At 45.8% G+C, this 20,717-nt stretch carries 17 protein-coding genes and 1 tRNA gene; 10 read left to right on the forward strand and 8 right to left on the reverse strand.

The features are described 5' to 3' along the window. Positions 1-96: 96 nt before the first annotated feature. Both L3V30_RS13555 and L3V30_RS13560 read left to right on the forward strand, forming a co-directional pair. Positions 97-172: transfer RNA gene (locus tag L3V30_RS13555), tRNA-Ile, on the forward strand. 283 nt (positions 173-455) lie between these two features. Next, a complete protein-coding gene (locus L3V30_RS13560) occupies positions 456-1,259 on the forward strand; it encodes a MetQ/NlpA family ABC transporter substrate-binding protein (RefSeq protein ID WP_237309084.1) in 804 nt (267 codons plus the stop codon). A gap of 94 nt (positions 1,260-1,353) precedes the next feature. Here L3V30_RS13560 and L3V30_RS13565 read toward each other — a convergent pair whose 3' ends face one another. Further along, positions 1,354-1,629: a hypothetical protein gene (locus L3V30_RS13565; protein ID WP_005383040.1), complete on the reverse strand. Its 276-nt coding sequence runs from the start codon at positions 1,627-1,629 to the stop codon at positions 1,354-1,356. A gap of 229 nt (positions 1,630-1,858) precedes the next feature. On the opposite strand from L3V30_RS13565, the gene L3V30_RS13570 reads away from it, so the two are divergent. Continuing rightward, the gene (locus tag L3V30_RS13570) at positions 1,859-2,908 is read left to right on the forward strand and encodes a DUF4382 domain-containing protein (RefSeq protein WP_237309085.1); all 1,050 of its coding nucleotides are present in this window, start codon (positions 1,859-1,861) and stop codon (positions 2,906-2,908) included. A gap of 43 nt (positions 2,909-2,951) precedes the next feature. On the opposite strand, the gene L3V30_RS13575 is transcribed toward L3V30_RS13570, so the two are convergent. Continuing rightward, on the reverse strand, positions 2,952-3,671 hold the full coding sequence (locus L3V30_RS13575; RefSeq protein ID WP_237309086.1) for an SIMPL domain-containing protein: 720 nt from the start codon (positions 3,669-3,671) through the stop codon (positions 2,952-2,954). 163 nt (positions 3,672-3,834) lie between these two features. Here L3V30_RS13575 and L3V30_RS13580 point away from each other — a divergent pair, with 163 nt between their 5' ends. From L3V30_RS13580 to dhaR, 6 genes are all read left to right on the forward strand, one after another. Next, the gene (locus L3V30_RS13580; protein ID WP_041852999.1) at positions 3,835-4,101 is read left to right on the forward strand and encodes a hypothetical protein; all 267 of its coding nucleotides are present in this window, start codon (positions 3,835-3,837) and stop codon (positions 4,099-4,101) included. Between the two features lie 136 nt (positions 4,102-4,237). Continuing rightward, a complete protein-coding gene (locus tag L3V30_RS13585) occupies positions 4,238-5,986 on the forward strand; it encodes a GNAT family N-acyltransferase (RefSeq protein WP_237309087.1) in 1,749 nt (582 codons plus the stop codon). A 603-nt stretch (positions 5,987-6,589) separates the two neighbouring features. After that, positions 6,590-8,542, forward strand: a complete 1,953-nt coding sequence (locus L3V30_RS13590) for a PTS mannitol transporter subunit IICBA (protein ID WP_237309088.1) — start codon at positions 6,590-6,592, stop codon at positions 8,540-8,542. A gap of 112 nt (positions 8,543-8,654) precedes the next feature. Beyond that, a complete protein-coding gene (locus L3V30_RS13595; RefSeq protein ID WP_237309089.1) occupies positions 8,655-9,803 on the forward strand; it encodes a mannitol-1-phosphate 5-dehydrogenase in 1,149 nt (382 codons plus the stop codon). A gap of 57 nt (positions 9,804-9,860) precedes the next feature. Beyond that, entirely contained in the window at positions 9,861-10,391 is a 531-nt protein-coding gene (locus tag L3V30_RS13600) for an MltR family transcriptional regulator (protein ID WP_012841150.1), read from the forward strand. A gap of 148 nt (positions 10,392-10,539) precedes the next feature. After that, complete coding sequence (gene dhaR / locus L3V30_RS13605; RefSeq protein WP_237309090.1) at positions 10,540-12,465, forward strand: dihydroxyacetone kinase operon transcriptional regulator DhaR; 1,926 nt, start codon at positions 10,540-10,542, stop codon at positions 12,463-12,465. An 80-nt stretch (positions 12,466-12,545) separates the two neighbouring features. Here dhaR and ptsP read toward each other — a convergent pair whose 3' ends face one another. From ptsP to dhaK, 3 genes are read right to left on the reverse strand one after another with little or no spacing between them, the layout of a single operon-like run. After that, complete coding sequence (ptsP, locus tag L3V30_RS13610; RefSeq protein ID WP_237309091.1) at positions 12,546-14,945, reverse strand: phosphoenolpyruvate--protein phosphotransferase; 2,400 nt, start codon at positions 14,943-14,945, stop codon at positions 12,546-12,548. A 1-nt stretch (position 14,946) separates the two neighbouring features. After that, positions 14,947-15,582, reverse strand: a complete 636-nt coding sequence (dhaL, locus tag L3V30_RS13615; RefSeq protein WP_005379705.1) for a dihydroxyacetone kinase subunit DhaL — start codon at positions 15,580-15,582, stop codon at positions 14,947-14,949. A gap of 15 nt (positions 15,583-15,597) precedes the next feature. Next, positions 15,598-16,656 carry a dihydroxyacetone kinase subunit DhaK gene (gene dhaK, locus L3V30_RS13620; RefSeq protein WP_237309092.1) on the reverse strand — a complete coding sequence of 353 codons (1,059 nt, stop codon included), beginning with the start codon at positions 16,654-16,656 and terminating at the stop codon, positions 15,598-15,600. A 353-nt stretch (positions 16,657-17,009) separates the two neighbouring features. Here dhaK and L3V30_RS13625 point away from each other — a divergent pair, with 353 nt between their 5' ends. Next, positions 17,010-18,092, forward strand: coding sequence for a glycerol dehydrogenase (locus tag L3V30_RS13625; RefSeq protein ID WP_237309093.1), 1,083 nt, complete (start codon positions 17,010-17,012; stop codon positions 18,090-18,092). 53 nt (positions 18,093-18,145) lie between these two features. On the opposite strand, the gene L3V30_RS13630 is transcribed toward L3V30_RS13625, so the two are convergent. The 3 genes from L3V30_RS13630 to L3V30_RS13640 all read right to left on the reverse strand — a co-directional run bounded on the left by L3V30_RS13630 (position 18,146) and on the right by L3V30_RS13640 (position 20,696). Next, on the reverse strand, positions 18,146-19,531 hold the full coding sequence (locus L3V30_RS13630) for a heavy metal sensor histidine kinase (protein ID WP_237309094.1): 1,386 nt from the start codon (positions 19,529-19,531) through the stop codon (positions 18,146-18,148). Next, positions 19,524-20,216, reverse strand: a complete 693-nt coding sequence (locus L3V30_RS13635) for a heavy metal response regulator transcription factor (RefSeq protein WP_237309095.1) — start codon at positions 20,214-20,216, stop codon at positions 19,524-19,526. Before L3V30_RS13635 ends, L3V30_RS13630 begins: the two co-directional genes overlap by 8 nt. Positions 20,217-20,318: 102 nt before the next feature. After that, positions 20,319-20,696 (reverse strand): DUF3316 domain-containing protein, encoded by a 378-nt coding sequence (locus tag L3V30_RS13640; protein WP_031815906.1) that lies wholly within the window; start codon positions 20,694-20,696, stop codon positions 20,319-20,321. Positions 20,697-20,717 lie beyond the last annotated feature (21 nt).

Below are 20,717 nucleotides of genomic sequence, written 5' to 3' on the forward strand. Positions count from 1 at the left end.
TATCGACTGTGCTAAGTGGATAAAAACTAAGCGCAATTGCCCCAGTTGGTATCTAGACACCTTGCAACGCTTCCCCTATAATCGTTGTCCTATTAAGGCCCCTTAGCTCAGTGGTTAGAGCAGTCGACTCATAATCGATTGGTCCGCAGTTCAAGTCTGCGAGGGGCCACCAAATTTCGAAAGGCGTAGCAGGTTAGTACCTACTACGCCTTTTTTGTGTCTGCTGACTTTGGGTACAGTTGTGGGTGTAGTAATTCGTTGCTCATATCCTCAACAACTTCAAACTTATTACCTTCCTCGGTTCTACCCCCTCTTTCTTTTCGCTTATTACCAAGCTTTCTATATAGTCGTAGAAACAAAATGTCTGCTCGCTATTTAAACCATTGACCCTTTTTCGACTTCTGATAGGATGGACATGTAAACGTATGGACGTCTAAAACAAAAATGGAGTTACAATGAAAAGTATTCGTCACCTAAAGAAACTAGCTTTGGTTCTCACGGCAGTAGTTGGCTTAAGTGCTTGTGGAGAAAAAGATGGCTCTATCATAAAAGTGGGAGCAACCGTAGGGCCTCATGCTCAAGTAGTTGAAGCAGTAGCGAAGGAAGCAGCGAAGCAAGACTTGAATGTAGAAGTCATCGAGTTTTCTGATTACGTGACACCCAATGCCGCGCTTAGTGATGGTAGCATCGACATTAACAGCTATCAGCACCAACCATTTTTAGACAACTTCAACAATAGTCATGACGCCCAATTAGTGTCGATTGGTCAATCCATTCTGATGCGCATGGGGCTTTATTCTAACAAGTATCGCTCATTACAAGAGCTTCCAAACAATGCACGCATAGCAATTCCAAACGATCCAACTAATGGTGGTCGTGGTCTATTGCTACTCGCCGATGCAGGTTTAATTGAGCTTAAACAAGGTGTTGGCCACAAAGCCGCCCTAACTGATATTACAAAAAATGCAAAGTCGTTTGAATTTGTCGAGGTAGATGCCGCCCAGTTACCACGAACATTGGATGATGTAGACGCGGCTGCGATCACAATGAACTACGTAATGTCTTCTGGTTTAGACCCGAAGAAACAAAGTATCTATCTTGAAGCAAAAGACGCACCGCTGGCCGTCATGGTCATCGCTACTCGTGACGCAGACAAAAATAATGAAGCGTATAAAAAATTCGTTTCTATTTACCAATCTCAAGCAATTCGTGATTATCTCGATCGTACGTTCAAAGGCACAATAGAAGCAGCTTTTTAATCAATAAAGCAACGAATACTTTGCCCACGAATCAGATAGAAAAGAGGCTAATGTTTTCTCATAGCCTCTTCTTTTCATTACTCACTAAATCGACTCATTGTCGACTTTCAGCCTCTAACTTCATTGCCAAATAAGCTTGGTCAGCAGAAACCAATTCAGGACGGTTAATCAACTTCCAGAGGAAATATGGTGGAATTAAAAATACGATGAAGTAGAGAGATTCATGGAAGAAAACATCGGCTATCGTTTGCTGATGCTCCCAAAGTGCCGTCAGTGCAAAGAGCTCTAACATCACGCCTAATACGCCAAAGACGACAGAGACAACAATCGCTAAACCCAGTAGTTCTCTAATAAAGTGCTTGTATGCCATGATACTAATTCCTTCTAGCAATAAGTCATACTAACTTACGCTCATAAGAACGAAACCAGCTTGACTATCATCAAACTCCCCTCATCACAGTTAAGAACTTAGTTTTATAAAAAAGGACTTGTATATAGCGCCATTGAAGATTGACCTCTCTATCACAATACAATGACATCATTTCTCGACTTTGAGACTAGCCTTTTACATTTATCAGCAGTGTAAACAAGAGGTCATAATGAAAAAATATACCTACCCTTTACTTGCCATCTCAGGCGGTCTTTTATTGACGGGCTGTGGTAGCGACGACTCTTCATCCGATACAGAAGCAGCCACTTTTTCTCTCAGCGTTTCCGATGCGCCTGTCGACGATGCCAACAAAGTCGTCTTAGCGTTTAAAGATGTTGTCCTTGTACCATTTGACCCAGAAACTGGCGAACAAACTGGAGAACATATTCTGTTAGATGTTAGTGACAATGGAGCACTACACCAAGTTGATCTAATGGAATATCAGGGAAGTAACGCTAAAACGATCATTAGCGAGCAAGACATCGCTCCTGGTGATTATGCTATGTGTGTGTACGCTAAAGACGGCAAACAATTAAACGATACAACGCTGTCATACGTAGAGAAGACAGACGGCAACATCAAAGGCTTAGTTGTGCCTAGCCGAGGCAGCTGTTTTGGTTTTAAACCAGATACGAGCGATCAAGGTCGCTTGAAGTTTTCGCAAAAAGGTCAGTATGTAAAAGTTCATACTGGTCATAATAGCTATGTTGTCGAGTTTGATTTGCGTAAAGGCCTGGCAGATCCAACAGGCAAAGATTACATGAACATGAACTCTAATGCGGTAAGCTTAGTAAACGCATCAGAATCAGGTCATATCGGTGGTGAAGTCAGTGAAATTCAATATCAAGCGTGTGAAGCAGACAGTGCAGCATCAAATGCAATAAATGACGTTCCTGCCGTTCACTCAGTCTATCTTTACGCAGGTTCGATGGATCGCTCAACCATGGGCGATATGGCCGCGATGGAACCACTCCAAGCGCCAGTTGCAGTAGCTAACGTGAATGAATCGCAAGACGAAGAAGGTAATACAACCTACAGCTACGAGTTTGGTTACATTGGCCCAGGCACCTACAGTATTGGGTACACCTGTAGCGCGTATGCTGATACACCAGATAACCATGAAACATCAGAAGATGGCTTCCTGATTTATCAACATTACACACCTGTTGATGTGGTCGAAGGTGAGCATACAGAGCAAGATATTAATCCTATCCTATAGCTCTCGTCTTATCGAAAGCCGCTCACACGATGAGCGGCTTTTTTTAATCCGATAAGTAATACTGAACGGTTGAGACCACTCGTACTTTCTTAATATATGGTGTGTTGCTATCACGATCGTAAATAGAGAACTGACCTTGCGTCGCACGCTTGATTTTACCAAGCGAACTTTGTGAATCTTTGGCGAACTTCTCTGCCACTTCACGAGCGTTTTTAGTCGCTTCCTCAATCATGTCTGGCTTTACATCATTCAGCTTAGTAAAGCTGTACTCAATGCGGTTCGCGTACGGGTCCTGATTCAGCAGTACGCCTTGCTTTCCTAGCTCACCAATCTCGTTAATTGCCGCTCGAACCACATCGACACTTTGACTATAAACCGTAACGGTCCGCGAGGCTAAATAACGAAACTCGATATCTTGCTCACTCCCGTATTGCTGTGCTTTTCTGTCAATGACAGCAGGAGAAGAAAGGGAAACGCTCGTTTCAGGGAGCCCTTTGGCACTTAAGAAATCCAGAATCAAACGCGTTTGCTGATCGATGTCATCAAACATAGCCCCCATATCATTACTCGCTAAGGTGAACTGAATTGGCCAGATCACTGTATCGGCAGAGTACTCTCGTTCAGACAATCCCTTCACCGTTACCACTCGCTCATAGGCTTTGTATTTGACTGCTGTTTGCTGAATAAAAAAGCCCAATACTCCTAAACCAATTATCAGACACAGCCCGAGCCATATTGACGCTTTATTGGAAATCTTCTCCATTCATCCTCCTAATTTCGCCAAAAGTAACAATTCGTCGTATCGATAACATAGCTCAACTACGGCCAGAAAATGGCGACCTAAAGCCAAGTTTTTGTCATATCGTTCGAAATGGTAAATAGAATAAATCACAATTGAACAGTGTTTTATTATGGTTTTTAAGATTATGTTGAAAATAAAATGGCTGGTAGTTCTAAGCGGATTATTTGTCTCAACGGCTTGTTTGAGTACTGACGACTTAGTAATGGATGACAACTCAACACAAGAACCCCAAGCGGGTATGTGCGATGAAGATCAATGCGAAGGGAAACGCTTTGATGGTCGTATTCTGCTAGACAATGAGCCGACCAAACAGGTCTTGAGCTCACTAGAAAGTCTCGGTGAAACGCTCAACTCTCTGAGTATCCTGATGTTTGCTGGCGACAAAACGTAACGCTAATACGTCCCTATCCCCTCGCCTTTGGTCAACAAAGCTTCACCAGTTTGTCACCAAAGGCTCATGGATTTGCCTCTGAACTGTCATCTGTAATTTCTACTATCCGATCAGCCACTTGTATGCTGAGGTAAATATGGATAGTTCAACCCCTTTTCGTCTCCCTCGTAAAACGCCGTTCGGCATTGGTGAAAACGTTGCAGAATGGGCAACGGGTTTAAGTCAGCTCGATAAATTCTACGCCCAACGCCCCGTGAATGCGGATACCAAAACTTTCTTGCGATTTACGCTGGATATTTTGGGAATCGACTATCGCATTGCCCATGGTTCGCTCGACGCAGTGCCAAAGCAAGGCGCAACCGTCATTGTGGCGAATCACCCTCTCGGTTGTGTTGAAGGCGTGATTCTCGCCGAGCTACTGTTGATGATACGAGACGATATCCAAGTTTTAGCGAATCAGTACCTAAAAACCGTACCAGAGCTCGACCAACTTTTTATTGGTGTCGACGTATTCGAAGGCAAAGACGCCGTCAAATCGAATATGAAGGCCCTCAGAGCAGCCAACAAACACCTTGCGAATGGCGGCTTGTTATTGGTTTTCCCTGCGGGTGAAGTGTCGCAGTTAGTGGATGCCAAACAACAGCGTTTAGAAGACAAAGAATGGAGCCGCAGTGTCAGTGCGTTAATTCGTAAGAACAAAGCCGCTACTGTTCCCGTCTTCATTCGTGGGCAGAACTCAAAACGCTTTTACATGGCAGGTAAAATCCACCCTCTTTTACGCACCTTGATGTTGGGAAGAGAGCTGCTCAACAAGAGCGCAAAAACCATTGAGTTGTCCTTTGGGCAAGCAATCAAGTTTAAAGAACTCAATAACCTCAACGATGATCAGATCGTCAATTACCTGAGGCTCAACACCTACCTGCTTAACCGCGATGTAAGTGCCACTCAGCAAACGGTCTCAGACAATGATCTCTTACCTATTGCAGCAGGGTTACCCATAGGCCAATTGCTTGAAGAGCTTCACAACTTACCGTCAGAAACCCAATTGCTTCAAAGTGGCGAGTTCGACGTATATTGCGCCAGTGCGCAGCAGATCCCATCTCTCCTGCATGAAATTGGCCGCTTGCGAGAACATAATTTCCGTGAAGTTGGCGAAGGGACCGGACAAGCGATAGACATCGATCATTTCGATCATGATTACCTGCACCTATTTGTGTGGGATCGTGAGAACCAATGCATGGTAGGTGCTTACCGTCTTGGATTAGTTGATCAATTATTGGCGAAATATGGCGTAGAAGGATTGTATTCGCGCACCTTGTTCAACTATGACCAAGGCTTTCTCGATCAAATGGGTAAGTCGATTGAAATGGGTCGTTCTGTGATTGCCGAGCAATATCAAAAAAGCATGAGTGCCCTACTCTTACTCTGGAAAGGCATAGCGACTTTTGTCCATCAACATCCCGAATACACGCACTTATTTGGCCCAGTGAGCATCAGCAACGATTACAGCCATACCGCGCGTCAGTTGCTGGCACAATCGATGACCCTACACCACTACGACAACGACTGCGCCGAATACGTCACTCCGTCAAACCCACTGCCAGAAACCAACTTAAACTGGAATACCAGCATGCTAACCGCATTGGGAGATTTACAGTTGCTATCTCGCGTGATCGCTCGAATTGACGAAGGCAAAGGCGTTCCGGTATTACTGCGCCAATATTTGAGTTTGAATGGTAAGTTGGTGTGTTTTAACGTCGATCCGGCGTTTAACAACGCACTGGATGGGTTGATTATGGTGGATTTACGCGATGTGCCTGAGAAAACGCTGGCACGTTACATGGGCAGTGGAAACGCGCGCGAGTATTTAGCTCTGAACCATTAACCGTCGTCGGAGGTATCGCGCTGCTCAAAATCGCTCTAAACAACACAACGCGAGCAGCGTGATGCGTTATTTACCCATAAGACATTAAAAACAAAGTGTTTAGTTAAACTCATCGCAAAAAGGCCAGTCATCTCAAGCTTTAATCCACAAAACGCCAACATCGCACAAACGTTCACGTTATAAACTTTCACAAAACCTCAAAATGGTCATAGATCACATTTTCAATCAAACCTAACGTCAAACAAAATGTGACATTGATCATTTCGAGTATTTAATTTGAGTTGAAAAAGAAATTAAAGGTGATCTTAATCACAATGAATTTTAATTTTATATTTGTCAGAAGATCGAATTGATCACTAATATTTTTATTGACAGATTTGAAAGTCATTTTTTGTTATTAAGTTACATATCAATTAATTGATCATCATCACTTAAAAAATGCTTTTCATCCGAAGAAATGCGGGGGTTGATCACGAAAAACCCGTCGTCAGTTCCAATTGGAAAATGTGTGGTAAATTGATTGGGTACTAAGCAATCAAACAAGCGGTTTTGGCGAACCGTTTACGACAACATATTCATCAGAACATCGAACGGGGAATTGTTATGATATCACCAGATGCCAAGATCAAGATACAAAATTTTGGTCGTTTTCTGTCAAACATGGTAATGCCTAACATCGGCGCGTTTATCGCGTGGGGCTTTATCACTGCTCTATTTATCCCAACCGGATGGCTACCAAATGAGACGTTAGCTTCCATGGTTGGTCCTATGATCACTTACTTGCTGCCACTACTGATCGGTTACACCGGTGGTAAATTAGTGGGCGGCGATCGCGGCGCGGTCGTTGGTGCAATCACTACCATGGGTGTGATTGTCGGTACCGACATCCCAATGTTTATGGGTGCAATGATGGTCGGCCCAATGGGCGGCTGGGCAATCAAAAAATTCGATAACTACATCGACGGTAAAGTAAAAAGCGGCTTCGAGATGTTGGTGAACAACTTCTCTGCGGGCATCATTGGTATGCTGTGCGCCATTTTGGCTTTCTTCCTTATCGGTCCATTTGTCAAAGTGCTTTCAGGCGCATTGGCAGCAGGCGTAAACTTCCTTGTTTCAGCGCACCTTCTGCCACTGACTTCTATTTTTGTTGAGCCAGCGAAGATCCTGTTCCTAAACAACGCGATCAACCACGGCATCTTCTCTCCACTGGGTATTCAGCAAGCGTCTGAAACTGGTCAATCGATCTTCTTCTTGATCGAAGCGAACCCAGGTCCTGGTCTAGGTATTCTGCTGGCTTACATGGTGTTTGGTAAAGGTACGGCTCGTCAAACGGCAGGTGGTGCATCCATCATCCACTTCTTCGGCGGTATCCACGAGATTTACTTCCCTTACATCCTAATGAACCCTCGCCTAATCCTTGCGGCTATCGCAGGTGGTATGACGGGCGTATTCGTTCTAACTATGTTTAACGCAGGTATCGTTTCTCCAGCATCACCAGGCTCAATCTTCGCAATCTTGTTGATGACTCAGAAAGGTTCAATCGTTGGTGTTCTAGCGTCTATCGCAGCCGCAACAGGTGTGTCATTCGCCGTAGCAGCACTGCTAATGAAGACACAAACGTCAACAGAAGAAGACGGTGATGAAGTAGCACTAGAAAAAGCAACATCACAAATGAAAGACATGAAATCTGCATCTAAAAACGATGCGGTGGTAAATAGCCAAAGCAAAGGTGACGTAGACCTAGCGACAGTACAAAGCATCATTGTCGCTTGTGATGCGGGCATGGGCTCGAGTGCAATGGGCGCGAGCATGCTACGCAAAAAGGTTCAAGACGCAGGTCTGAACATCCACGTAACTAACCTTGCCATTAACAGCTTACCAGAGAGTGCAGATATCGTGGTTACTCATAAAGACTTAACGGATCGTGCACGTAAGCATGCTCCACACGCACACCACATTTCATTGACTAACTTCCTAGACAGTGAAATGTACAACCAGCTAGTCACCAAACTACTAGCAGCACAAAACCAATCCGCAGCCAATGACGACCAGATGGTAAAAGTGTCAGTCATGGCGGCAAACGACGACAGCTTTGAGCCACAACAACCATCTGTATTCCAAATCCAGCGTGAGAACATTCACCTAGGTTTGAAAGCAGCCAACAAAGAAGAAGCCATTCGCTTTGCAGGCAACAAATTGGTTGAACTTGGCTACGCAGAACCAGAATACGTAGACGCGATGTTTGAGCGTGAAGCGTTGGTTCCAACTTACCTAGGCGAATCTATCGCTGTACCTCACGGTACGGTAGAAGCGAAAGACCGCGTGAAGAAAACCGGCATTGTAATCTGCCAATACCCATCGGGTATCCAATTTACTGAAGACGACGATGATGTAGCGAAACTGGTTATCGGCATTGCCGCTAAGAACGATGAGCACATCCAGGTGATTACCACCATTACAAACGCGCTCGATGAGCCGGAGGCAATTGAGAAGCTAACTAGCACCAACGATGTAGAAGAGATTCTGAACATCCTTGGCGGTCAACAAGCGGCTTAATTACTCCTTTAATTTGCTCCTGAGGCAAATGAGGTCAGCTGTCACCCCCTATGCGGTTGGCCTCACCCTAGTTTCGTAAGTCAACATTTTCAGATATTGGTAGGTAAGAATTATGAAAAACGCAGTTCATTTTGGTGCAGGTAACATCGGTCGTGGTTTCATCGGTAAACTCTTAGCAGACGCAGAAGTCGAGGTCACTTTCGCTGACGTTGATGCGCCGTTGGTAGACCAGCTCAGCCACAAACAAGAATACAAAGTGAAAGTCGTGGGCACCGAGTGCCAAATCGACACTGTTACCCACGTCACAGCGGTAAACTCAGCCAGTGATGACGTGATTGATCGCATCGTCAAAACCGATTTGGTTACCACAGCGGTCGGTCCAAACGTATTAGATATCATCGCGAAAACCATCGCGAAAGGTATCGCCAAACGTTTTGAAGCTGGTAATGACGCGCCACTTAACATCATCGCCTGTGAAAATATGGTGCGTGGTACCACACACCTAAAAGGCGAAGTATACAAACATCTGGATGAATCGCTGCACACAAAGGCAGACGAGTTGGTTGGCTTTGTTGATTCAGCGGTAGACCGCATCGTGCCACCAGCAGAAGCCGCCAACGATGACCCACTAGAAGTCACGGTAGAAAGCTTTAGTGAATGGATTGTGGATGAACAGCAATTCAAGGGCGAAATCCCTGACATCTCAGGCATGGAAAAGACCAACAACCTAATGGCCTTTGTCGAACGTAAGCTGTTCACCCTAAACACAGGTCACTGCATTACCGCTTATTTAGGTTGTTTGAAAGGGCACCGTACCATTCGTGAAGCAATTGAAGACCCAAGCATTCATGCTGAAGTAAAACAAGCAATGCAGGAAAGTGGCGAAGTGTTGATTCGTCGTTACGGCTTCGACCGTGATATGCACAACGCTTACATCGAAAAGATTCTAGGTCGCTTCGCCAACCCATATTTAGTGGATGAAGTGGATCGCGTTGGACGACAACCAATTCGTAAATTGGGTGCAAATGATAGATTAGTGAAGCCATTACTCGGTACAATCGAGTATGGCACTGAAAATAAAACACTTTTGAAAGGCATTGCCGCTGCCTTGAAGTACACTAACGACACCGACCCACAAGCGGTGGAATTACAAACCTCATTAAAAGCCGTGGGCGTAAAGAAAACGCTAGCAACGTACACTGGCCTGGCTGAAGACAGTGTTGAAGTGGCTCAAATCGAAGTGATTTACCACCAGCTTTAATCGAATCAAGGGGAGCTCTGCTCCCCATAAATATAATTTTAAACAGTTACTCAGTATATGGCAGATAACATCAACGAAACCGAGATCATTGAACGATTAAACAGCGCGCCATCGGTACGAGGCTTTTTTATTGCAGCAGTCGATGTGTTCAACGATTCCATCGACGGGCTAATACAAAGGATCTTTCGTAAAGATAACTTCGCCGTGCAATCGGTTGTTGGTCCCCTACTGCAAGACTCCGGACCGCTGGGCGATCTCTCCGTTCGTTTGAAACTCCTATTTGGCTTAGGCGTCCTCCCAGACGATATTTATCATGATATTGAAGACATCATTAAGCTTAAAAACCGACTCAATAGCGATGCATCCGACTACGAGTTCACTGATCCAAATATTCTAGAGCCAATCAAAAAGCTGCATCTGGTAAAGAAAATGGGCATGGTGCAATTAGAAGTCAACGAACCTGATGACGACATCGACCTTGAGTTTTATCAACTCCAACTTCAACGCCAGCAACAAATAATAAAATCAGGTCTCTCGCTCGCCATTGTCGAGATCTGTAACGAACTGGGCAAAGACAGCCCTTTTTAACCCAACCTCCGGCAAGGAACGCCTTCTCTACTAGCCTCTTTTCTTTGCGTATCCTTTCTGTATGACGTGCGTGAAAGCCATCACAGTCCATATTCGTATGTCTCTGTAATATCAGACCAATCTATCGCTGGCATTGAAACGGTATGGCATGCTTTCAATCGAAGACACTAAAACCAAATGGGCGTTTTTCCAGAAACACCATTGGGTATCTCCAGAATTTTCCCGCACTCCCGTACTTGAGTCGTGGGAGCGTTGCATAAAGCAATGCAGTCCTTACACCTGGTCAAAGCCACATATTGCCTCTGGATTTACCTTCTCATCTCTGATGAAACGCAACGAGCACCTCATCGAATGCGCCACTACCGTACTTGAAGACACTTACGACATGCTAGGAGACGAAGACCTGCTATTGATGGTGACTGATGGCAACGGCTGTATTCTCTCCACCGTCGGGCACGACTCTATGCGACAAGAGATGCAAGCACTCGGTATTAAACAAGGCTGCTTTCTGTCTGAAGGGAAAATTGGCACAAATGCAGTCAATCTCTGTATCAACACTCACATCCCATGTGAAGTTTTTGCTGCAGAACATTTCAATCGCCACTTACACTCTTATGCCTCTGTAGCGGCGCCTGTTTTCGACCAATTTGGCAAATTACGCGGTACAACATGCCTTTTCAAAAAAGCGGAAAGCTATAAGAAAGAAGACTTAGTCATCATCGCGTCGAGCGCGAAAGAAGTCAGCTTGCAAATCCATATTCAGTCGGAACAAGAAAACATTAACCGCCTCACTTGTGCTCACAACGCAACACTAGAATGCATGGATGACGGCCTTCTTGCCTGGGATGAAGAAAGCCGTATCACCATGGTAAATCATCAATCAGAGCGCTTGTTAAACATTGAAGCCAGTCAGGTCTTGGATAAAGAAGTCTTTTCTGTTTTACGCTTCCCGCCAAATGTCCTCAATAGTATTGAGTCGGGTGCAAACATCAACCGCAAACTCACAACGGTAGAAGTTCGTGGAGAGTTTGTTGAGGCAATCATTACCTTGCGTCCACTCAACGACGGCACACACTTATTGTTCTTGCACCCTATCGATAAAATTCGCGAACTTGCTCAACAACAAATAGGTGGCAGTGCGCGCTATACATTCAGCACTTTGCCTGTCATTTCACGAAAAATGAAGCACGTCATTACCGTGGCAAAGCGGGCCATAAAGTCCAAATCACCGATTCTAATTACGGGTGAAGAAGGCGTAGGAAAAGCTACTCTCGCCATGGCGATTCATAATGAAAGCGCCTACAAAGAAGGGCCGTTCATTACACTCAACTGCCGCTCCATCAATACAGAACAACTGGTCAAAGAAACTCTGGGATACGACGAGGGACAAGGCATGCCCTCTAAGTTTGAACTCGCCCATGGCGGTACGCTCTTTTTGGAAAAGGTGGAATATCTGTCACCCGATTTACAAGCCGTGCTACTTAAGTTGTTAAAAACTGGGCTCGTCAGCCGCAGCGACAGTTTGCGATTGATCCCCGTAGATTTTCAACTTATTACCAGCACCGCTTCAGAGATCAGCGAGTATGTCACTCAGCGCTCATTTGGTCGGCAACTTTATTATGAAATCTCCTCGAACGAGCTGCATATTCCACCACTAAGAAAGCGCAAAGAAGATATTGAATTTCTCGTCCAGCAGCTTATCAGCCATTATGAGCGCCGCCACAATGTGACGATCTCGATAGAGCCAGTCGCACTGGAAGCGTTGATGAATTTTCGTTGGTCAGGCAATAACTCCGAATTAAGAAACCGAACTGAGCGAATTTTGCTTAACCGCAGTTCGAACTTAATTAAGCTGAACGATATTCCAGAAGACATTAAACTGAATTCTCGCCATACCGCAGAGAATACGCCGGTAATCACGCTAGAAGAAGCCGAGAGAAGGGCTATCGTTCACGCTTGGAATCAGTGTGATGGAAAAATGCATGATATGGCGAAAGCATTGCAAATTGGCCGCACGACCTTATGGAGAAAAATTAATAAGTTTGGGCTGCAGGAGCAAATGAAGCTGTATTAAGCCGTGAAGTGGCGTTCCTATAACAAAAGTAAAACCGGCGTAAGCACGCCGGTGTAGATGTACTAACGATACGGTGTCGATTAAACATCAACAGACAGCTGACGAATCTGCGCTTTTAGTCCCGGTAGCAGACTCGAACTGGCGCTGAATTTTCGCAACCCCACGCGAAGCAATGTTTCTGTGGCATTTGGATCGCCAGCCATCTCGCCACACATACTGACCGGTATGCCCGCGCGATCGCCTGCTGCACATGTGAGTTCAATGGCTTTTAGTACCGATGGTTCAAAGTAGTTCACCAATTCGGCAACGGCGGCGTTGCCTCGATCGGCAGCCATAACATATTGAGTCAAATCATTGGTGCCGATAGAGAAAAAGTCGACTTCTTGGGCTAACGCATCAGCATTCAACACCGCGGCGGGTACTTCAATCATAATACCGACAGGCAAATGAGTCGCATCCAAGCCGAGTTGGTTTGCTTGATGCGCCAACAGCGCTTTTACTTTTCTCACTTCTTCAACCTGAGCCACCATCGGTATCATCAATTGAATATTCGGTTGCTCGTGAAAGGCTCTCAGAATGGCTCGAAGTTGGGCGGTAAACAATGACTCATGTTGAAGGCACAACCGCACCCCTCTCAAACCTAAAAATGGATTATCTTCCGATGGCATAGGGTAAGCGGCTAAAGGCTTGTCACCGCCAACATCTAAACTACGAATCGTAAGTGGCTTATCACCAAGTGCGGCGGCAATATCACGATACACTTGATATTGCGCTTCCTCAGTTGGCAATTCATCACTGTTTTGAAATAGAAACTCAGTCCGAAATAGACCAACGCCCTCAGCCCCCGATGTTAGCGCATCATCAATATCCTTTGGTCCGCCAATATTGGCGAATACTGGAATATGGACGCCATCACAGGTGACTGCGGCTTGCTGAGCACTCGCTAGCGAACTTTGTCGGGAGTTTTGCCACTCAATTTGCTGAGCTTCTAATTCCTGCTGTACGACATCTGAAGGAGAGAACCATAAATGTCCTCGGAAGCCATCAATAGTCACCACTTGACCAGCACGCACAGCATCAAGGCAGCCCTGAGCTTTAACGATGGCAGGAATCCCCATCGCACGAGCAAGAATCGCACTGTGAGAGGTTTTCCCTCCTTCACTCAAACAGATACCAAGCACTTTCGATTTATCAAGCCCGGCCACATCAGAAGGCATCAGGTCACGGGCCAACAAAATACTCGGTTCCTGAATGTCGATGGCATTTGGCGTTACGCCTGTCATTTCGACCATAACTTGGCGTGCGATATCATGCACATCTGCTTCGCGCTCCCGCATGTACTGACTTTCTGCCTGGCGAAACTCTTCGGCCAACGTTTGCAGTGATTCTATCCAAGCTTGCTCGGCTATCATGCCCGTTTGAATTCGCGACTCGACCGATGCCCATAATTCTGGGTCACTGAGCATCATGCTATGAGCAGAAAATATTTCCCCTTTCGGCTGCTTCGCTTGCTCCTGCAAATGTTGAACAACCACGCCTATCGCATGCTTGACCCGTTCAATTTCATCTTGTTCACTTTGGAAATCACGTTCAGGCACTGCTGGCATTTCATGAGTAAAAAGGACAACTGGAGCAGTAGCGATACCGTCATTGACTCGAATACCAACAACAGCACCTTCAATCTGATTTGGGACCATGTCATCGAGCAAAGTATCCGTGCTCTCTTCAGGCTCGATAATGCCTTGCTCAACCGCCTCTTTTTCTCCAAAGTGCTCACTAGCTAAGGCTTCAAATGCCTTGATTGCTTCACTGGATTGAGAGCCGAGTGCGCACAGCGTGATCGTCTCTTGGCTACGAACGCCAAGTTTCGCAATGCTGTTTAAGCTTTTCGCGTTCACACGGCGCTCGCCTTTTTTCAACCATAATTGGCAATCAAAAGGCGCGAGTGCACCAACAATGGCCGCAGCGGGACGAGCATGTAATCCATGCGGATTTTGTACTACCCAATCAAATGTCCGCTCTTGCTCAAAGTTCTCTGATACTGGCACTATCTCAGCGGATGTTAGTGGCTGATCACCAAGGTGCTCTCGTTTTACGCTTAACGCATTCTGTGCCTCTTCGACTACCGTCGATAAAGGTAGTCCGGCAGCAGCAGCCACCGACGCCGCCATGGTTCCTTCAACAATAGGGGCCGAGATAAGGGTGACATTTTCCCTCACATGATCATCAATCAGATCCAGAGCCATTTCCGTGCTAAGCAACGCGCTGCCAAGATCCATCAATACAACAACCCCTTGTTGATCTTGTACCTGCTCAATCGCTTCCATCACGGCAATGGCATCAGTTCCGATCGGGTTCTCTGGATCATCAATCCCAGCCGCAATCGCAAGCTTGGCTTTGCCTTGCGTCATTTGGGTGGCAAGTTCGGCCACCCCTTCTGCAAGGCGACGACTATGAGATACAACTACAATTCCCACCATCTTAATTACCTGCTATTGCCTGCTGTAGTGCTTTAATCATTAACAAAGAAGAGGTTGCACCGGGATCTTGGTGACCAATACTGCGTTCACCTAAATAGCTTGCTCGCCCTTTTTTCGCCAACATTTCAATCGTGGCAACCGCGTTCGTTTCTGCTAGCTCAACCATTTCATTCAATAAATGGTCAGCGCTCATACCATTTTCTAACGATGCCTTCACGCTAACTAAAACGGGTAACCAAACATCACACATGGTTTTATCACCCAGTTCCGCTTTACCACGAGACACCACACCATCCACACCGCTTTTTAGTGCATCCACTAACTCTTCAAACGTTAATTGCTCTCGAGTTCCGACAGCGGCAGCCGTGCGAATAAACAGCGTGCCATAAAGCGGGCCACTTGCCCCACCGACACTAGAAAGCAAGGTCATGCCCGTATTCTTGAGAATGCTGCCGATATTTTGGTCCGCAAATTGCGGCAGTTTTTCAGCAACTTTTTTAAAGCCGCGGTTCATATTGAGACCGTGGTCGGCGTCACCAATATCACGATCAAGGTCGGTCAGAAAATCTTGATTCTCTTGATACGTTTTTGCACATAGCTCTAACCAGTGAACGATATGTTGTTTTTCAATTTGCATGTTTGCTCCCCCCTGTTACCACTTGATCGCGGCCGTATCGACAGGAGCATCAAACAGCTCCAACATCTCTTTATCTGCTTTCAGCAACGTAATTGAAACGCCTTCCATATCGAGTGACGTACAGAAGTTACCAACCATATTACGCACGATACGGAACCCCGCTTGCTCGCAGTTATGAGCAAGACGGCGGTATACTCCGTAAAGCTCTGAAGTTGGCGTACCGCCCATACCATTCACCATCACAATGTAGTCGTGTTCAGCAGCAAAAGGCTCAATGCTGGATTCCACTTCATCCCATTCACCTTCGTCACGATTCCAAATACGCAAAGTGCGCTGATAAGGTGTGTTTTCAGCAACTTCAGCAAACATTTCATCCACTAACGTATCGACGTCGGTGTATTTCACTCGCTTGATACCTGGTTCACCATGGATACCAACACCAAACTCCACTTCATCATCTTCCAGAACAAAAGATGGTTTACCCGCCGCTGGCACAACACAAGCATTAAGCGCCACGCCAAATGAACGACAGTGATTATTAACGCGACGAGCCAGATCTTCACATTGCTCCAACGAATAACCTTTGTTCGCGGCAGCCCCAACTAACTTCTCAACCAATACCGTTCCAGCGACGCCACGGCGACCAGCGGTATACAGGCTGTCTTTGACTGCAACATCGTCATCCACCAACACCGACCCAACTTTAATGCCATCGGTATGAAGGAGCTCCACGGCCGTTTCAAAGTTCAACACGTCGCCGGTGTAGTTTTTAATGATAAACAGCACGCCCTCACCAGTATTCACTTGGTTACCACATTCGTACATTTGATCAGGCGTAGGTGAAGTAAATACCTCACCAGGGCAGGCACCTGTCAGCATGCCTTTACCAATAAAACCTGCGTGCAAAGGTTCATGACCACAGCCACCACCAGAAACCAATGCCACTTGCCCCGGCGTTTCCTCGTGCCACATGTAACGAGGCTCGTAGTTGGCTTTTAGCTCATGGCGAGACAATGCCAGGCCCTCCATTTGCTGCAATACAACATCATCGACTTGGTTAATTAACTTTTTCATCGTTCTATCTCATTCCATTTATATTTTTATGTAGGGTATGAATTCATCTTAAACAGAGAAAAAACGTGCTCAACAAAAATCAATCCGTTTCATATTGAAACAACGACTTCGGTATTTTCGTTTCAATATGAAACGAAAAACGACAGATTCGCTTGAATAGTGATCGGCGCCATAAAGCATACTAATGCTTATTACTTCTGACAGTCGGTTTGACACCGAGGTCATAAAAGCATGGAACAAAACCAGAGAGATCCTTCACCACTTACCTCACCAAACCTAATATAAACCTTATCGCTACAATGGATTTTCATTGCAGTCCAAAACACACATAAAAAAGGTTAAAGGTTTGAATTATGGACAAAATTATTATCAGCCCAAGCAAATACGTCCAAGGTGAACAAGTACTTACATCTATCGCTCACTATGTGAAAACATTAGGTGAACGTCCGTTAGTCATTGCCGATGAGTTCGTGACTAACCTGGTTGGTGATGACGTCAAACAAAGCTTTGCTGACGAAAAGCTTCCACTCACTATGAACATTTTTGGTGGCGAATGTTCGCGCGTTGAGATTGAACGCATCACGGACATTTGTGCGACTCAAAAACACGATGTCATTGTCGGTATTGGTGGTGGTAAAACCTTAGATACAGCTAAGGCCGTTGCGTTTTACACCAAAATTCCTGTCGTGGTGGTTCCTACGATTGCCTCGACTGATGCGCCGACATCAGCTCTTGCGGTGATATACACACCTGAAGGTGAGTTTGCAGAATATTTGATGATCCCTAAAAACCCAGACATGGTCATCATGGATACATCAGTCATCGCCAAAGCCCCTGTTCGCCTACTGGTATCGGGGATGGGCGATGCGCTCTCCACCTACTTTGAAGCTCGTGCCAACATGACCTCTGGTAAGACAACAATGGCAGGTGGTTTAGCGACGCGTTCAGCGCAAGCGCTTGCGAAACTTTGCTATGAAACCTTGCTTGAAGATGGTGTAAAAGCAAAAGCTGCGGTAGAAAATGGTGTGAGCACCAAAGCGGTAGAAAATATTATTGAAGCCAATACATACCTAAGCGGTATCGGTTTTGAAAGCAGTGGCCTAGCAGGCGCTCACGCTATTCATAACGGCCTAACCAAGCTCGAAGAGTGTCATCATCTTTATCATGGTGAGAAAGTCGCGTTCGGCACGCTTGTTCAATTGGTGTTAGAAAACGCAGCGATGGAAGAGATTAATACGGTTCTCGCCTTCTGCCGATCGGTAGGTCTACCAACCAACTTATTTGATATGGGCGTTAAAGAGCTTAATCACAATAAGTTGCGCGAGGTCGCCGAAGCTTCAACGGCCGAGGGAGAAACCATCCACAATATGCCATTCCCAGTGACGGCAGAAAATGTCTACTCTGCAATTCTAACGGCTCATCAACTGGGTCAATAACCCAAATAACTTCAAACAAGTTTGAGTCCCAAAGGCAAGCCTTAGCTTGCCTTTTATGCTTCAACTAACTTATCACTTCCATTGACACCTGCCGATGGCAACATCATAACAAACTGCGTCTTTTCTTTATCTGATGTTACTTTTATCTGTCCTTCATACGCTTGCACGATAGATTGGGTAATCGACAAACCTAGCCCTGCACCGACGCTGCCTACATGTTGGCGAGACTTATCTGCGCGATAAAAACGGTCGAAAAGGTACGGTAAGTTTTGCTCTGCAATGGTGTCACCTTGGTTGCTGACCGATATCGTAACCCATTCATCAACTACTTGAACGTCAATCACAATGGTTGAATCAGCATACGCATGGCGAACCGCGTTGGAGAGCAAGTTGCCCACCGCACGCTCAAACATGTTTTTGTCCATATAGAGCTGACCGTCGCCTGAGCTCACGATTCGCACCTCAGCATCTTCGGCCAATATTTCAAAATACGCGACCAAACGGTCAATTTCCTCCTGCACCGCAAACACTTCGTCATGGCGATGAATGAGCTTGTTTTCAGCCTTGGCAATGTAGAGCAAATCGTTGATGGTTTTCGTGATGCGGTTGAGTTCTTCCAACGTTGAGGCAATTGCATCCTGATACTCTTCAGGCGTTCGACACGCACCTAAAATGACCTGATTTTGCGTAGTAATGTTGGTGAGTGGCGTTTTTAATTCATGTGCTATATCAGAAGAAAACTCCCTCAAGCGGCGAAAACCAGTTTGCAACCTATCGAGCATCGCGTTGTGTTTGTTGGCTAACTCGTGCAGTTCTATTGGCAACGAATCGGGGTCGAGACGAATGCCCATTTGCTCTGGGGATATCTGTTGAATGTGCTGATTCAATCCCACAATCGGCTTCAACCCACGTTTTACAATCCAACCGCTCAACGCTGAAGAAATCACAAACGCCAAACCGAGCGCCCAAAACAAAATCCAGTCGAGTTTATCCAAAAACAAAATATGGTGGTTGATACTCATACCGAGCACCACCTGATACTCCCCAGCTTGAAACGCAAACGCGCGAATATTCAGCGAGTCCTCACTCCATTCGATGGCACGCTCGTGATTTAAGACCTGAGGTGAGCTAATGCTGTAGGCTCGGTTCTGAGGAATCGTCAGGCTCGAATTCTGATACACGTTCTGCTTGCCTTCAAACACCCACATATAGAGCGTACTGTTATTCGCTTGCTTGAACACATCCTCTGGCGAGCGTTTTAACTCGTTCTCAATGGCATTGAACTTACTGGAAATATAGCTGAAATCTTGCGAATAAAAGTGGTGCTCAATGGCGTACTGTAGGATGAAAGCCAAAGAAAAATAGGTAACAAACGTCATGCTAACAAACATCAGCACGAGCTTGTTTTTCATGGAAAAAGGCAGCGAAAACTTAGACATCACGACTCTCTTCGAGTTTGTAGCCCATCCCTCTGACAGTGTGAATCAGTGGTTTATCGAACGGTTTGTCCACTTTGCTACGCAGACGTTTGACCGCCACATCAATCACATTGGTATCGCTGTCAAAATTCATATCCCACACTAACGACGCAATGGTGGTACGTGAAAGCACTTGGCCAGTTTTGCGCATCAACAACTCAAGCAGGGCATATTCTTTGGCGGTAAGCGACATCGACTGCCCCGCGCGCGTGGCAACGCGTTTGATCATATCAAGTTCTAAATCTGCCACACGTAATGTTTGCGGCGATGCGACCACTTGCGCGGTAATATGATGACGAAATACGTTTTGAACACGCGCCAGTAGCTCCGCAAACGCGTAAGGTTTTACCACATAGTCATTGGCACCCAGCTCAAAACCGCGCACGCGATCTTCCACTTGCTCCTTCGCTGTCAGCATGATCACTGGGGTGTGAATCCCACTACTGCGCAATGTATTAAGCACCTGCCAACCATCGAGTTTAGGCAACATAATGTCGAGGAGGATTAAGTCATATTCTTCACTGGTAGCGTGATACAGCCCATCGACCCCATCATGCACTAAATCCACCACATACCCAGATTCAATCAAACCTTTTTGCAGATATTCTCCGGCTTTGTGCTCATCTTCGACGATCAATATTTTCAACTTTACTTACCTAGTGTGTTAGCGGGAGGGTGAGAACCTAGTATAAAGATCGAAAAAGAGCATGATGTGAACCACACCATACTCTTCCCCATTGGCAAACCATTATCGATTGTTATCGCGTTCGGCATAATGCACTTTGACATTCACTTTGCCCAAATATTCCAACTGACCATCTTCATTCATGCGTTCTTGCACGGTCACGAAGCCACCATCTTTTAAATGCGTACTGCGAGACTTCACATTAAACGTCAGGATATTGAGCTCTTTATTCAGTTCACGAGCCGTCATGGTTTTAAGTGAATTGAGTTCAGACAGTGCCTGTTGATAAGCCTCATCTGACGTTGCTGTCGGCGTAACTGAGATGGTTTTCATCTCTTCGCGGCTCACGTAGTTACCACCAGTGAAAAGTGGTTGAGCGAATGCAGATGCGCTAGTGATTGCCATTACCGTTACAAAAAGAGCAGTTTTGATTGCGTTCATGTTGTTAACCTTTGAGTGCTT

Source organism: Vibrio sp. A1-1 (genome assembly GCF_021728175.1).
Lineage (GTDB): Bacteria > Pseudomonadota > Gammaproteobacteria > Enterobacterales > Vibrionaceae > Vibrio > Vibrio diabolicus.